Here is a 15023-nt window from a genome sequence, read left to right as displayed (position 1 = left end):
TTAAGTAAGTTGCAGTGTATGCCTTTAATTTCGCCCCGCAAATTAAAACCTTATCATTTGTGATCCCAATCACCAGCATTTGGCGGGTTTGAGCGATTTTGCTAGCCCGGTCATAAAACTTATTTTATTATTCGAAAGAAAGGCGATATACCGCTAAAATTAACACATATTCTTTTCTAGCAACGAGGTGTTACCGTGAGACTTATCCCACTGAACAACGCGAACGAAGTTGGTTTGTGGTCAGCACGCTATATTGTTGATCGTATTAACAAATTTAAACCAACTGCAGACCGTCCATTCGTACTAGGTCTGCCTACCGGCGGTACCCCTCTGACCACCTACAAGCGTCTTATTGAGCTTTATAATGCAGGCGAAGTAAGTTTCAAGCATGTGGTGACCTTCAATATGGATGAGTATGTAGGCCTGCCCTCCGACCATCCGGAGTCCTACCGTAGCTTCATGTTTAACAACTTCTTTAATCACATTGATATCCAAGAAGAAAATATCAATCTGCTGAACGGTAACACAGATGATCATCAGGCTGAATGTCAGCGATATGAAGCGAAGATTAAATCATTTGGCAAGATCCATCTGTTCATGGGTGGCGTGGGCAACGACGGGCACATTGCGTTTAATGAACCCGCATCTTCATTATCATCCCGCACACGTATCAAAACCCTGACCGAAGATACCCGCATCGCCAACTCCCGTTTCTTTGATGGTGATATCAAACAAGTGCCTAAATATGCACTAACGATTGGGGTTGGCACACTGCTGGACGCAGAAGAAGTCATGATTCTGGTCACAGGTCATAACAAAGCTCAGGCACTTGAAGCTGCTGTAGAGGGTTGTGTGAACCATCTGTGGACTGTCTCTGCGCTGCAATTACACCCGAAATCACTGATTGTGTGCGATGACCCTGCCACACAGGAACTGAAAGTGAAAACCGTTCGCTATTTCCAGGAACTGGAAGCAGAAAACATCAAACACCTTTAACTGATAGGAAGTGTTCATGTACGCGCTGACCAACTGCCGCATTTTTACAGGTAGCGATGTGCTGAATAACCACGCTGTTATTATTGACGGAGTGAACATTCACGCTGTATGTCCTGAGGCAGAGCTACCTGCTGATATGCCCACTCAGGATCTTGACGGAGCAAACCTGTCTCCTGGCTTCATCGACCTTCAGCTGAATGGTTGTGGCGGAGTGATGTTTAATGACGAGATCACCGCCGACACAATTCAGACGATGCATCTGGCAAACCTGAAATCAGGCTGTACCAGTTTTTTGCCCACGCTCATCACCTCGTCCGATGAGGATATGAAGGCTGCGATCAAAGCCGCTCGTGACTATCAAGCACACTACCAGAATCAATCACTCGGACTGCATCTGGAAGGGCCATACCTGAATGTCATGAAAAAGGGCATCCACAGCGTCGAGCATATTCGCCGTTCAGATGAGGCCATGATCACGACGCTGTGCGAGAATGCCGACATCATCACCAAAGTGACCCTGGCGCCGGAGCTGACCCCGGCAGAGCATATTGAACGACTGGCTGAAGCAGGTATCGTGGTCTCCGCTGGACACACCAATGCAACCTATGCTGAAGCACGCAAAGGCTTTGCAGCCGGCGTGACCTTTGCCACCCACCTGTTCAATGCCATGACCCCCATTGCTGGCCGCGAGCCTGGCATGGTGGGTGCTATCTATGATACGCCTGAGGTATACACAGGCATCATCGCTGATGGCTTTCATGTTGACTATGCCAATATTCGTATAGCCCACAGAATTAAAAAGGAAAAATTAATTCTGGTGACAGATGCAACAGCACCGGCAGGAGCAGACATAGATCACTTTATTTTTGTCGGTAAGAAAGTATATTACCGCGATGGCAAGTGTGTGGATGAAAATGGCACACTCGGCGGTTCAGCCCTGACGATGATTGAAGCTGTTCAAAACAGTGTTGAACATGTAGGTATTGCCCTGGACGAAGCGATTCGCATGGCCACCCTGTACCCTGCCCGTGCCATAGGTATGGATAAGACACTGGGGGCTATCAAAAAAGGCATGGTGGCTAACCTGGCAATTTTTGATCATGATTTCCGTGTCCGGGCGACAGTGGTTAACGGTAAATACGAGCAAACATAACTATGAATGGCGGACAAATCGGTAATGTCGACCTGGTAAAACAGCTGAATAGTGCAGCGGTTTACAGACTCATTGACTTGCAAGGCCCAATCTCTCGCATACAAGTGGCAGACGTCAGTCAATTAGCCCCGGCCAGCGTGACCAAGATAACCCGCCAATTGCTGGAACGCGGCCTCATTAAAGAGGTCGCACAGCAGGCTTCAACCGGTGGCCGGCGAGCCATCTCGCTGACAACAGAAGCAGCGCCCTTTCACTCTGTCGCTGTCCGCCTGGGCCGCGATTATATTGAACTGACTCTGTACGATTTAAGTGGTAAAAGTCTGGCTGGCACAGCGCATCACTTTCCCTACTCAAACCAACAAGAACTGGTTGATGGCCTGCTCGAACACATCCGTCAGTTTATCAGTGCCAATCAATCCGTCCTGAGGGAACTGATTGCATTCGGCATTACTCTTCCCGGCCTGATTGATCCGGAAAAAGGGATTGTCGAGTACATGCCCAATATCTCGGTCGAGTCTCTGGCGCTGGCAGATATCATTACGGATAAATATGGCGTATCCTGCTTTGTCGGTAACGATATCCGCGGACTGGCCTTGGCTGAACATTATTTTGGCGCCAGCCAGGATTGCCGGGATTCAATTCTGGTCAGTGTCCATCGTGGTACAGGGGCCGGCATTATCGTCAATGGTCAGGTATTTCTCGGGTATAACCGCAACGTGGGTGAAATCGGCCATATCCAGATTGATCCGCTCGGTGAGAAGTGCCAGTGCGGTAACTTTGGTTGCCTGGAAACCGTTGCCGCCGATCCGGCAATTATTCGCCATGTGAAAGCGCTTCTGAACCAAGGTTACCCAAGCAGCCTGCAAAAACTCGAAGATGTCACGATGCCTGCCATCTGCGAGGCAGCCAATCAGGGTGATGAACTGGCGACCCAGGCCTTGGTCAAAGTGGGCTACCAGCTAGGGAAAGCCCTGGCAATGACCATTAACCTGTTCAATCCGCAGAAAATTGTGGTGGCGGGCAATATCACCTTAGCCAAGGATATCGTTTTTCCCGCGATTCGCCGCTGTGTTGAAACCCAATCGCTGTCAACCTTCCATCAGTCACTGCCTATCGTTGAGTCTCAGCTTTATACGCAGCCAACAATTGGTGCATTTTCTATGATCAAGCGTGCCATGCTCAATGGCGTTCTGCTGCAACGCCTGCTGGAAGATTAATTCTAGGCCGGGATCCCCTTTCCCGGCTGATCTTGCAAAAACCCTGTTTATTGTAGGGCATGTATCGCCAGAGACATGCCCTGTGTTATATTCCCCACCAGTGCAACTCATTGAAATGCCATCGCTTATTAATCGTCTGGAAATCACATGTCATGATGGATCTGGTTTACATTATCGCCGCCTTTCTCGCCGGCTATCTGGCACTGCGTGCCAAACTCCCGCCGCTAGTTGGATTTTTATTAGCAGGATTTACTTTAAATTCATTCGGTTACACCTCAACCCCTGTAATTAATACACTTGCTGATCTGGGCGTAACCTTACTGCTTTTCTGTATCGGACTGAAGCTCGATATCCGAACACTGTTACAAAAAGAAGTCTGGGCCGGCGCCACCATACATAACCTGCTCACGACCCTTCTGTTTACATTGGCCCTGTTCGGTTTAAAGCAACTCGGCTTAGGGATCTTTAGCGAGCTTGAACTGGCACAGCTCGCCTTACTGGGTTTTGCCCTTTCTTTTTCCAGCACAGTATTTGCCATCAAGGCATTACAGGAAAAAGGTGAGCTAAACGCAACCTATGGCACTATCGCCATCGGTATTCTCGTCATGCAGGACATTTTCGCGGTGATTTTTATTACGGCATCAACCGGAAAACTGCCAGAAATCACCGCGCTGGCCTTGTTCGCATTGCCCTTGCTGCGCCCCTCTTTGTTTAAGATCATGGATAAAGCCGGTCATGGTGAAATGCTGGTACTGTACGGCATTTTCCTGGCGCTTGTTGCCGGCGCCGGTTTGTTCACTTTTGTGGGTATGAAAGCCGATCTCGGGGCACTAATCATGGGCATGATGCTGGCGGCCCATCCCAAATCTTCAGAGCTGTCCAAGTCACTGTTTAACCTCAAAGAACTTTTGCTGGTTTTCTTCTTTCTCAATATTGGTCTGGCCGAGCCTGCCACATGGACCGGCTTCTGGCTCGCTCTGCTGCTGCTGGCATTATTACCGCTCAAAGGCATGCTTTATTACATCGTTTTCCACTGCTTCCACTTCCGGGTACGCACGTCGCTGCTCGGCACCTTAACACTCTTTAACTACAGCGAATTTGGACTGATAGTCGCAGGGCTCGCCTACAGCCTGGGATGGTTACCGGGTGATTTTCTTGTCGCCATCGCTATCGCAGTATCACTTTCTTTTCTGCTATCAGCCCCGCTGAACAGTTTCAGCCATCGTATCTATATGGAAAGCACCCGATGGCTTAAAGAATTTGAACCGGAAAAACTCAATAGCAATGACAGGCTGATTGACTTAGGCAATAAACAAATTCTTATTCTGGGCATGGGCCGTATTGGTACTGGGGCTTATGAAGAAATGATCCGTCGCTTTGGTCCGCAAGTCGTCGGCATAGAAAACCGGGAGGAGTCCGTTGAAGAGCACACCAAAGAAGGCCGCCATGTCATTCTCGGTGATGCCACCGACCCAGACTTCTGGGCCAGGGTGGTCTCTCGCCATCAAACGCGGTTAATTTTACTGGCGATGCCGCACAGTCAGGCGAATACCTTCGCCCTCGAGCAGATCAGGCAATTGGGCTATAAAGGCAAAATTGCCGCTATTGCCCGCTATGAAGATGAGGAAGCAACCTTGCGAGAGCTGGGGGTGGATGCCGCTTTCAATATCTATCGCGAAGCTGGTAACGGTTTTGCTCGCCATGTCTGCGAGTCGGTGACGACCGACATCAAATCCTTTTAATTGGCAGCGTGTTACTGAATGGCAGCGAAAGTTGCCGTTCAGTATTTGGGCTAAAAACCACCTAATTTAAGATTTCATTCAGTTAAAACCAAATTTATTAAAAAATATTCACCAAAGACGAGTTTTTTACATTGATATGGGATTTTTGGTTGCTTTTGTTTGTTGAATACGCAATTTTAACAATCAGAACGAAACAAAAGCTCAGGGATAAAATAATAAACCCTTTCTGAATCGCTTTGTTTCCCAAGTTTAACTTTATGTTGGAGTAGTCAGTATGTGCTCAGTATTCGGGATTTTAGATATTAAAAGTGACCCATCTGCCCTGCGTGAAACCGCATTGGCAATGTCAAAGAAAATGCGTCACCGTGGTCCGGACTGGTCAGGGATCTATTCATCAGACAAGGCCATTCTTGTCCATGAACGTCTGGCCATTGTTGATTTGAACAGCGGCGAGCAGCCACTGTACAACACGGACAAAACCCATGTACTGGCCGTCAATGGCGAAATCTACAACCACAAAGACTTACGTGCTGAACTGGCTGCCGACTACCCGTTTCAGACCGAGTCTGACTGTGAAATTATTCTGGCTCTGTATAAAGAGAAAGGCCCTGAATTACTCGACTACCTGAACGGTATCTTCGGTTTTATTCTGTATGACGAAGAGCAAGATGCTTACCTGATTGGCCGTGACCACATTGGTATCATCCCGCTTTATCACGGTCATGATGAGCACGGTAACTATTATGTCGCATCAGAAATGAAAGCTTTGGTGCCCGTGTGTAAAACCATCAGCGAATTTCCTCCGGGTCATTACCTGTGGAGCAAAAAAGGTGAACCGGCTCAGGCCCCTGTCCGTTATTACAAACGTGACTGGATGGAATATGACGCGGTTCGTGATGCTCAAACAGACAAAGACAAACTGAAAAAAGCCCTGGAAAGTGCAGTGAAGCGTCAGCTGATGACAGACGTCCCTTACGGTGTTCTGCTGTCTGGCGGCCTGGATTCCTCAGTGATTTCAGCGATCACTAAGCAGTTTGCCTCTCGCCGTATTGAAGATGACGAGAAATCTGATGCCTGGTGGCCAACCCTGCACTCGTTTGCCGTTGGCCTGGAAGGTGCGCCGGATCTGAAAGCTGCGAAAAAAGTGGCTGATCACATCGGTACGGTCCACCACGAGCTGACTTATACGGTTCAGGAAGGCCTGGATGCAATTCGCGATGTGATTTATCACATTGAGACCTACGATGTCACAACGATTCGCGCCTCCACACCTATGTATCTGATGTCCCGTAAAATCCGCGCCATGGGGATCAAAATGGTCCTGTCAGGTGAAGGGGCGGATGAAGTCTTCGGTGGTTACCTGTATTTCCACAAAGCACCGAACACACAGGAATTCCATGAAGAAACCGTGCGCAAACTGCTGGCTCTGAACATGTTCGACTGTGCACGGGCGAACAAATCCATGGCAGCCTGGGGAATTGAAGCGCGTGTGCCATTCCTGGATAAAGAGTTCCTGGAAGTTGCCATGAGCATCAACCCGCAAGACAAAATGTGCGGCAACGGCAAGATTGAAAAACACATTATCCGTGAGTGCTTCGGTGACATGCTGCCTGAGTCTGTCGCATGGCGCCAGAAAGAGCAGTTCTCCGACGGTGTAGGTTACAACTGGATTGACACGCTGAAAGCCGTCGCCGCTGAGAAAGTGACGGATCAGCAGCTGGAAACTGCCCGTTTCCGCTTCCCTTACAACACACCAACCTCCAAAGAAGCCTACGTTTATCGTGAAATCTTTGAAGAGTTGTTCCCACTGGAAGACGCGGCAAAATGTGTACCGGGTGGCCCGTCCATTGCCTGTTCCAGTGCCAAAGCCATTGAATGGGATGAGAGCTTTAAAAACAGTGCTGACCCGTCAGGTCGTGCGGTGGCTGCCGTCCACAACGAAGCCTATCAGAAGGCTTAATACCGAGCGTTACTCCATCCAAGAGCGCGTCCGCCTTTGCCTGCCTTATCTCCGCACGCAAAGGCAACAAAAAGGGGCCAGGAAGGCCCCTTTCCCCTTTTTACCACCCGCACTACTGCCTCATCGACTTATGTCTTGCCACACTGTACCTGTTACAACTGTGCCCACAAACTAACAACGGGTAGTTCTGTTGCATCACAACTTAATGTACGCGCAGCACAGCGCGGGAACTCTGGATAGCAAAATGAAAAAAGGAGCCAAAGGCTCCTTTTGATTGCTGTCTGTGAACGGCTTAGCAGCGCGTTACGATTAGACGTCGTAGGTTGTGGAGGCCGTATCGCCGCCTGTGCCCGTCCAGTTGGTGTGAAAATACTGACCGCGTGGCTTGTCAGTACGCTCATAAGTGTGCGCACCAAAGTAGTCACGCTGCGCCTGAATCATATTTGCCGGCAGACGCGCAGTCGTATAGCCATCCAGGAAGGTCAGTGCAGAGGTCAGGCACGGCATTGGCAGGCCAATCTCCAGTGATTTGGCTGCCACTTTACGCCAGGCTTTCATACCGTTTTCCAGGATTGCTTTGAAGTAAGGGTCTGAACCCAGGAACGCCAGTGAAGGGTCCGCTTCAAACGCATCACGAATGTTACCCAGGAAAGCTGAACGAATGATACAGCCACCGCGCCACATCAGAGCAACGTTACCGTAATTCAGATTCCAGCCGTTGTCGTCAGACGCCTGACGCATCAGCATAAAGCCTTGTGCATAAGAGATAATCTTAGACGCCAGCAGTGCCTGACGTACCGCTTCCAGCCACTCTGCTTTATCACCTTCAACGGCTTCGACTGTTTTACCAAACAGCTTCTCTGCTTCTTCACGCTGACCTTTCAGCGAAGACAGGCAGCGCGCAAACACAGATTCGGTGATCAGTGTTAACGGAATACCCATGTCCAGAGCATTAATGCCTGTCCACTTACCCGTACCTTTCTGACCGGCCGAGTCCATGATTTTCTCAACCAGTGGCTCACCGTCTTCATCACGATATGCCAGAATATCGGCTGTGATTTCGATCAGATAGCTGTTCAGCTCAGTCTCATTCCAGTCACGGAACGCCTGCTCCATTTCTTCGTGAGTCATGCCCAGACCGGTTTTCATAAAGTGATACGCTTCACTGATCAGCTGCATATCACCGTATTCAATCCCGTTATGAACCATTTTCACAAAGTGACCAGCGCCAGACTCGCCAACCCAGTCACAGCAAGGCTCGCCCTGCTCAGTTTTAGCGGCAATCGCCTGGAAAATAGGCTTCACAAATGGCCATGCTTCCGCATCACCACCTGGCATGATAGACGGTCCGAAACGCGCACCTTCTTCACCACCGGATACGCCGGCACCGATGAAACGCAAACCTTTGTCTTTCAGGTAATCCACACGACGGATACTGTCTGGGTAGTTCGAGTTACCGCCATCAATGATGATGTCGCCTTTGTCCAGCAACGGGATCAGTTGCTCGATAAAGCTGTCGACCACATCACCAGCACGGACCATCAGCATGATTTTGCGAGGGGTTTCCAGCTTATCGACCAGCTCCTGCAGGCTGTAAGCGCCCTGGATTTGAGTGCCTTTCGCCGGGCCATTCAGAAATTCGTCGACTTTGGCAGCTGTACGGTTATGCGCAACGACCTTAAAACCGTGGTCATCCATGTTCAGGATCAGGTTCTGGCCCATCACGGCAAGGCCGATTACACCAATATCACCTTTCATTCATTTATTCTCCAATCGCTAACTTACTGGCTGCTACTGCATCCAAATACCATTCTGTCTTTCCGTGACGCGCCTGAATCTTGGCGGCCGGATAAGGCAGGCTATCGGCTGGCTGAGAATGGATTTCTGCCACAATCTCGGTTTTACCCGCACCGATAACCAGATAAGAAATTCGTTTTGCCGCTTCCAGCAAACGTGCTGACTTACTGACACGTAACTGACCGCTTTGCGGATGAGGCGCCACCAGGCTTAAACCGGGTTCATCATAGTCCGTCTGGCCCGGGAAAAGAGACGCAGTATGACCATCGTCGCCGACACCTAGTAAAATCCAATCAAAAACAGGGAGTCCATTTTCAGCCGGAATCACCGCCGCCATTTCTTCTGCGAAACGCTTCGCTTCAGCCTGTGGTTCGTCTTCACCACGGATACGGTGGATATTTTCTGCCGGGATCGCCACGTGATCAAACAGCAGTGCCTGGGCACAACCATAGTTACTTTCTGCATCATCCGGTGCAACACAACGCTCGTCGCCCCACCAGAAATGCAAATTCTGCCAGTTGACACCTTCGGCATATGGCGCCTGGGCCAAGGCGGCAAACAACTGCTTCGGCGTGCTCCCCCCCGACAACGAAATATGTACAGGCTTATCTTGCTGGCTGATGGCCATCATGTCGTCAGCCAGGCTTTTCACCACGGCTTGTGCATCAGCATGAATTTTAAGATCAGTCATCGTTATAACTCGCAGTATTCGGTATCAGTCAGGTTGGAACACGGGAAGCGCCACTGACGGTTATCCCTGGCCAGCAGTTCATCGGCTTCTTTCGGTCCCCAGGTACCACAAGCATAACCAAACAGGGCATGCGGATCCTGGTTGAATGACAGAATCGGCTGAACATAACGCCAGCAAGCTTCAACCGCATCGCTGCGTGCAAACAGGGTGGAATCACCAGCCATGGCATCGAGCAGCAAACGCTCGTATGCCGTCAGCACATTGCTGTCGACCAGTTCGTCGTAACGGAAATCCATCGCCACTTCCTGGGTTTTGAAACCTGCACCCGGACGTTTCAGGGCGAAGTTCATCAAAATACCTTCATCAGGCTGAATACGCAGAACCAGCTTGTTATCAGGCGCATCTTTACCAAATACCGGGTGCGGTGTTTTCTTGAAGTGAATCACCACTTCGGTGACACGCGTTGGCAGACGTTTACCGGTGCGGATATAAAACGGTACCCCGTTCCAGCGCCAGTTGTTGATAAATGCTTTCAGGCCAACATAGGTTTCGGTCCGGGAGTCTTCCGCAACGCCCGGCTCTTCACGATAACCGGCCAGCTCTTTTCCGCGTAATTCAGAAGCGGTGTATTGCCCCAGAACCAGGTTCTTACGCAAGTCTTCTTCAGACAGCGGTTGCAGGCTATTGAGCACTTTGGCCACTTCATCACGCATCACGTTACCGTTGATGGCCGAAGGCGGCTCCATCGCAACCATGGCCAGCACCTGCAGCAGGTGGTTCTGCAGCATATCACGCACCGCACCTGCGTTTTCGTAATAGCCACCGCGTTCTTCCACACCCAGGAATTCCGCTGCGGTAATCTCAACGTAATCAATAAAGTTACGGTTCCATAATGGCTCAAACATACCGTTCGCAAAACGGAAGACCAGCAGGTTCTGAACCGTTTCTTTGCCCAGGTAGTGGTCAATACGGAAAATCTGGCTTTCTTTGAAGTGCTTGTGCAGCTTCTTATCCAGTTCCTGAGCCGTTTCCAGGTCATAACCAAACGGTTTTTCGATGATTAGTCGTTTCCAGCCGGTGCTTTCATCGTTCAGACCGTGAGCTGCCAGACTGGCCGGGATCACATCATATAAACTGGGGGGAGTGGCGAGATAGAATAGAGTGTTACGTGGAGCAGCAGACTGAGCGGCTTTTTCTTCCAGTCGCTGTTGCAACTTACCATAGTCATCACAATCTAACGTGTTGATGGCCTGATATCCAACATGCTGACAAAATGCAGCCAACTTCTCAGGATCCGTCTTCTCGGTCTTGACCAGAGAAGCCCGGACTTTTTCTCTGTATTCCTCATCGCTGTTTGCAGTACGGCTGACGCCGAGGATAGAGAAATCAGAAGGTAGCATCTGATTTACATACAGATGATACAGCGCTGGGATAAGCTTACGATACGTTAAATCGCCTGAGGCACCAAAAATAACAATATCGCTGTTTTCAGGTATGACCATGTTCTTTATCTTTCCCTAACAGGTATACAAGTTTGACGGGTCTAATTCCGGCAAAGCATAACATTCAGAACGACAATGTGCTGATGTCCTGGCCTCTCAATTTAATAGGTTATACCTATCAGAAAGTGGAGTTCCCCAAGATGGAGCACACTATATCTGCATTTGTCACAAAGTTACATCCCGCTAATTCTATCAACTGACATAAAAACTGAAACATGAAGGCTGGATAAAATATCTCACTGCCCGCTCACTTCCAGGTTACCTCCTTTCCTTTATCAGATGACTTGAGCTTAAATTGCAGGAAAATCACGTAAAACACCACGATAATAAGCGAAAATTAAAATTTAAATATTTTATCGACTGAAAAAAAATCATAGCAGGCAAACCAATACCGGGCTCATTTTCCCTTGTGCCCGTAGTTCAAAATCATCCTCACCGGCTCGTTTTCACCACGACATGCTAGACAAGCGCTTTGATGGGCTTTCTGAAAGTAATTAACAAAACCTATCAAACGAAATCGTTTGCCTGAATATTAGCGCAGCGCTTACCCCGGATTCATACCAATTTTGCTAACGCCGGATAACAAAAAACCGCCAAAATGGCGGTTTTTTACAAACATGAAAATCACTGTCTTTCACTGGTACCGGGCTATCAACGCTCCCAATACGCCTCTTCCAGACTGTCTTCCCGCTCAGGTAATCCTCGCGACAAACGTGGAGAGTGCTGAGCCAGTACTTCGTAGCTGACGCGATTCGAATACAGGCAGATCTGAGAAAACGATGAATAGGCAAGGAAATCGTAGCTGTGCTTGCTGGATTTTGGCACATTTTCTTTATGGTAACGGTTTGCCGCCATATCATGCAGCAGCGCCGACAGTGCGCCATCCCCGGCACCGTTGGTATTTTTAATCCGCTCCGGCCCGCCCATATAAGGGGCAATATGCGAATAAACGCGAAGCGGCGTTTCGCAATCGGCTTTGGTCATCGGGCGGCTGAATTCGTAGCGGTTAAACTCAGGAATTTCGCCAGGCAGCAGCGGTAAACTGGTGGTTCGCTTGGTGCTCTCTTCCGTATAACCAGCTGTGTACAAACCCACAGGACCCGCGGTGCACAGCACAAAATCAACCCAGTCCAGGGCTTTATCAGAAGCCAGTAATGGATCGGAAAATCCGGTCAGTGCTTCGGCTTCGTCTTCATTCATGGCGACGACCGTAACATGCTCACGCAGGAAATCGCGCCACCATTGCGGATCGTCTGCTATCACAAATTTAGTGCCCAGGGTCAGCACCACCGGCACATCGTATTTCTTGGCATACTGAATGGCACGCATGGTGGCTTCCGGCATTGGATCGCCTGCTTTGCAACGCACCAGGTAGGCCGTCAAGACCAGCGCAGAGGCACGCTCAAAAATCGATTCCGGAATGCTGTCCGGTTCGAGCTGGTTCATCCGGCCTTCGTTGATGGCGAACGTTCGCTCACCGTCTGGAGTGATCAGGGCAAAACAGCGACCAATCGGCCCGTCCACCGGTTGAAGGTGATTCAGATCCATACGGCTGGAGGTGTTGACCAGATAACGATAGGCATAGCTGCCAATCTGGATATCCTGGCTCATCACGCCCAGCAGCACGGATTTATCATCCGCCAGTACGGAATAATTGTGCAGCGTATTTCCGATTGTTCCACCCGCAAACTCATGACGAATCAGGTCTTTTTCTTTCAGTTCACGATAAAGCGCTTCTGCGGCGTCTTCGGCGATCACCAGAGAATGTCCTTTGCTCAGCGCATAACGATTCAGGAACTCATCATCGACACAAGCCTCAATGTCCACCAGCGTTTGGTCTATGCCTACGACATGGGTACGCTCAAGCGGTTTGCTGCTGGCCTGAGTCAGAAGCGGATCTCGGGCATGGACGGGAAAATAGTGTTTTGATTTACGTTGACCAGGAAATTTCATGATATCGCGCTGCCGGGTAGAAAAAACTTGCGGATGATATCACAAAATATAGTTCAGTGAAGAAATGGCCCGAACAATAAGTGCGAGCCAGATCATGGAATGTGTTGAAGTTAAGAAAAGGTTACCAGCCCTGAATATGCTGTTTGATCAGGTTTTCCATCATAGCAATATGGGCACTGTTATCATTGAGGCAGGGGATCAGGTTAAAGGTTTCACCACCGGCATTGATGAAGGCATCTTTACAGCCCTCCGCTATCTCTTCGATGGTTTCCAGACAATCGACTGAAAAAGCAGGGCAAATCACATCCAGCCGCTTAACCCCTTTTTGGGCCAATTCAATAATCGTTGGCTCGGTATAAGGCTTTAGCCATTCCTCACGACCAAAAATCGACTGATAACTCATGCTCATCTTGTCTCTTGGCATCGCCAGTGCTTCCGCCAGCAGTGCGGTTGTCTGGTTACAGTGCTCGGGATAAGGATCGCCCAGGTCCGCGTAACGTTTGGGAATGCCATGGTAAGAACACAGTAAATAATCGGGCTCTCCATGTTCAGCCCAGACATTCGTGACTGATTCAGCGAGCGCCGAAATATAGCCAGGGTGGTCCTGATAATGGTTGATAAACCTGAGCTCCGGCAAGTAATCCGTCTGCTTCAGGCTGCGCGCCACTTTGTCAAACACGGCAGCTGTTGTCGTGCGCGAATACTGCGGATATAAGGGTAAAACAATTACCTTACGGCATCCCTGATCGCTGAGCATCGATAAGGCTGACTGAATGCTGGGGTTCCCGTACGTCATCCCCAAAGCGACCGGTATGTTCAGCCTTGCCTCCAGCGCATCGCGTTGTCGCTGCGAATAGACCATCAGCGGCGAGCCTTCCTCAAGCCAAATCGACTGATACAGTTTCGCAACTTTGGGTGAACGAATCGGCAGAATGGCGCCGTAGAGTGCCGGTCGCCATAGCCACTTAGACAGATCGACAACACGGGGGTCACTCAAAAATTCGCCCAGAAAGCGTTTTACTGCTGCCGGGGTTGCTTCATCCGGTGTACCCAGATTGACCAAGAGTACGCCAATGCCTTTATTCTCCATCATCACCTGCAGTTCATCTTGTTATTCAATGACAAGGATAGTGTACCATTAAGCAATTGATTTGCCCTGAGTATCACTGTTATTGGTATAAAAAAAGCGGAAGGCTGTTCACCTCCCGCTTTTTGTCCATCCTGTCTGTTCACCTGATTAACCGGTGAACATAACCAATCATCGATTAAGCCAAAGCTTTTTCCAGCTCTGCACTGACATCAGCAACGGGCTGTGTACCATCAATTTTGATGTATGTAGTGTTGCCAGCATCGGCTTCTTTGCTGTAATAGCTGATCAGCGGTGCCGTTTGGTTATGATATACACCCAGACGTGCACGCACTGTTTCTTCTTTGTCATCTTCGCGGATCACCAGCTCTTCGCCAGTGATGTCATCTTTACCTTCCACTTTCGGTGGATTGTAAACCGCATGGTAAGTACGGCCGGATGCCAAATGTACGCGGCGACCCGCCATACGTTCAACAATGACACTGTCTGGAACGTCAAATTCAATGACGTAATCCACTGCCACGCCAACTTCTTTCAGGCCATCAGCCTGAGGAATCGTACGTGGGAAACCGTCCAGCAGGAAGCCTTTTGCACAGTCGTCTTCAGCAATACGCTCTTTGACCAGACCCAGAATAATATCGTCAGACACCAACTGACCTGCGTCAATCACGGCTTTCGCTTGTTTACCCAGCTCAGTACCCGCTTTGATTGCCGCACGCAGCATGTCACCCGTCGAAATCTGAGGAATACCAAATTTCTCCATGATGAATTGTGCCTGTGTGCCTTTACCTGCACCTGGAGCGCCCAGAAGAATGATGCGCATCTTGATCCCCTTTTCTAGTCATTAGCCGGAGTTTTGGAAAGTCAGAAAAATACACTGATTAGACCATACTCGCAAGTCCGCGTCCCCGGAAGCGAAACGATT

11 protein-coding genes are annotated in these 15023 nt (G+C 49.6%); 5 read left to right on the top strand and 6 right to left on the bottom strand.

Features of this window, described 5'->3' with window-relative positions; all coding sequences use genetic code 11:
• The first annotated feature begins 195 nt into the window (after positions 1 to 195).
• The 5 genes from nagB to asnB all read left to right on the top strand — a co-directional run bounded on the left by nagB (position 196) and on the right by asnB (position 7068).
• On the top strand, positions 196 to 996 hold the full coding sequence (nagB, locus tag LN341_RS05440) for a glucosamine-6-phosphate deaminase (RefSeq protein ID WP_120510405.1): 801 nt from the start codon (positions 196 to 198) through the stop codon (positions 994 to 996).
• Positions 997 to 1012: 16 nt separating this feature from the next.
• Positions 1013 to 2149 (top strand): N-acetylglucosamine-6-phosphate deacetylase, encoded by a 1137-nt coding sequence (gene nagA / locus LN341_RS05435; RefSeq protein WP_234204304.1) that lies wholly within the window; start codon positions 1013 to 1015, stop codon positions 2147 to 2149.
• Positions 2150 to 2151: 2 nt separating this feature from the next.
• A complete protein-coding gene (locus LN341_RS05430; protein ID WP_234204303.1) occupies positions 2152 to 3366 on the top strand; it encodes an ROK family protein in 1215 nt (404 codons plus the stop codon).
• Positions 3367 to 3521: 155 nt separating this feature from the next.
• Positions 3522 to 5108 (top strand): cation:proton antiporter family protein, encoded by a 1587-nt coding sequence (locus tag LN341_RS05425; protein WP_234204922.1) that lies wholly within the window; start codon positions 3522 to 3524, stop codon positions 5106 to 5108.
• A gap of 274 nt (positions 5109 to 5382) precedes the next feature.
• Positions 5383 to 7068 carry an asparagine synthase B gene (asnB, locus tag LN341_RS05420; protein ID WP_234204300.1) on the top strand — a complete coding sequence of 562 codons (1686 nt, stop codon included), beginning with the start codon at positions 5383 to 5385 and terminating at the stop codon, positions 7066 to 7068.
• Between the two features lie 309 nt (positions 7069 to 7377).
• Here asnB and gnd read toward each other — a convergent pair whose 3' ends face one another.
• The 6 genes from gnd to adk form a co-directional block, all read right to left on the bottom strand.
• Complete coding sequence (gnd, locus tag LN341_RS05415; protein WP_234204298.1) at positions 7378 to 8826, bottom strand: decarboxylating NADP(+)-dependent phosphogluconate dehydrogenase; 1449 nt, start codon at positions 8824 to 8826, stop codon at positions 7378 to 7380.
• A 4-nt stretch (positions 8827 to 8830) separates the two neighbouring features.
• Entirely contained in the window at positions 8831 to 9556 is a 726-nt protein-coding gene (gene pgl / locus LN341_RS05410; RefSeq protein WP_234204297.1) for a 6-phosphogluconolactonase, read from the bottom strand.
• Between the two features lie 2 nt (positions 9557 to 9558).
• A complete protein-coding gene (gene zwf, locus LN341_RS05405) occupies positions 9559 to 11058 on the bottom strand; it encodes a glucose-6-phosphate dehydrogenase (protein WP_046219414.1) in 1500 nt (499 codons plus the stop codon).
• Between the two features lie 651 nt (positions 11059 to 11709).
• The gene (locus tag LN341_RS05400; RefSeq protein ID WP_046219415.1) at positions 11710 to 13011 is read right to left on the bottom strand and encodes an inosine/guanosine kinase; all 1302 of its coding nucleotides are present in this window, start codon (positions 13009 to 13011) and stop codon (positions 11710 to 11712) included.
• 121 nt (positions 13012 to 13132) lie between these two features.
• A complete protein-coding gene (hemH, locus tag LN341_RS05395; protein WP_234204919.1) occupies positions 13133 to 14101 on the bottom strand; it encodes a ferrochelatase in 969 nt (322 codons plus the stop codon).
• A gap of 175 nt (positions 14102 to 14276) precedes the next feature.
• Positions 14277 to 14921, bottom strand: coding sequence for an adenylate kinase (adk, locus tag LN341_RS05390; RefSeq protein WP_234204293.1), 645 nt, complete (start codon positions 14919 to 14921; stop codon positions 14277 to 14279).
• Between the last annotated feature and the right edge of the window lie 102 nt (positions 14922 to 15023).

This window comes from Photobacterium sp. TLY01, from assembly GCF_021432065.1.
Taxonomy (GTDB): Bacteria; Pseudomonadota; Gammaproteobacteria; order Enterobacterales; family Vibrionaceae; genus Photobacterium; species Photobacterium halotolerans_A.
Note: the sequence above shows the minus strand (reverse complement) of the source record. Positions and strands in the feature narration are given on the sequence as shown.

What these genes read in the sequence shown, in the direction of transcription:
- nagA (WP_234204304.1), top strand. Translation starts at nt 1,013, where the DNA reads ATGTACGCGCTGACCAACTGCCGCATTTTTACAGGTAGCGATGTGCTG.
- LN341_RS05430 (WP_234204303.1), top strand. Translation starts at nt 2,152, where the DNA reads ATGAATGGCGGACAAATCGGTAATGTCGACCTGGTAAAACAGCTGAAT.
- LN341_RS05425 (WP_234204922.1), top strand. Translation starts at nt 3,522, where the DNA reads ATGGATCTGGTTTACATTATCGCCGCCTTTCTCGCCGGCTATCTGGCA.
- asnB (WP_234204300.1), top strand. Translation starts at nt 5,383, where the DNA reads ATGTGCTCAGTATTCGGGATTTTAGATATTAAAAGTGACCCATCTGCC.
- gnd (WP_234204298.1), bottom strand. Translation starts at nt 8,826, where the DNA reads ATGAAAGGTGATATTGGTGTAATCGGCCTTGCCGTGATGGGCCAGAAC.
- pgl (WP_234204297.1), bottom strand. Translation starts at nt 9,556, where the DNA reads ATGACTGATCTTAAAATTCATGCTGATGCACAAGCCGTGGTGAAAAGC.
- zwf (WP_046219414.1), bottom strand. Translation starts at nt 11,058, where the DNA reads ATGGTCATACCTGAAAACAGCGATATTGTTATTTTTGGTGCCTCAGGC.
- LN341_RS05400 (WP_046219415.1), bottom strand. Translation starts at nt 13,011, where the DNA reads ATGAAATTTCCTGGTCAACGTAAATCAAAACACTATTTTCCCGTCCAT.
- hemH (WP_234204919.1), bottom strand. Translation starts at nt 14,101, where the DNA reads ATGGAGAATAAAGGCATTGGCGTACTCTTGGTCAATCTGGGTACACCG.
- adk (WP_234204293.1), bottom strand. Translation starts at nt 14,921, where the DNA reads ATGCGCATCATTCTTCTGGGCGCTCCAGGTGCAGGTAAAGGCACACAG.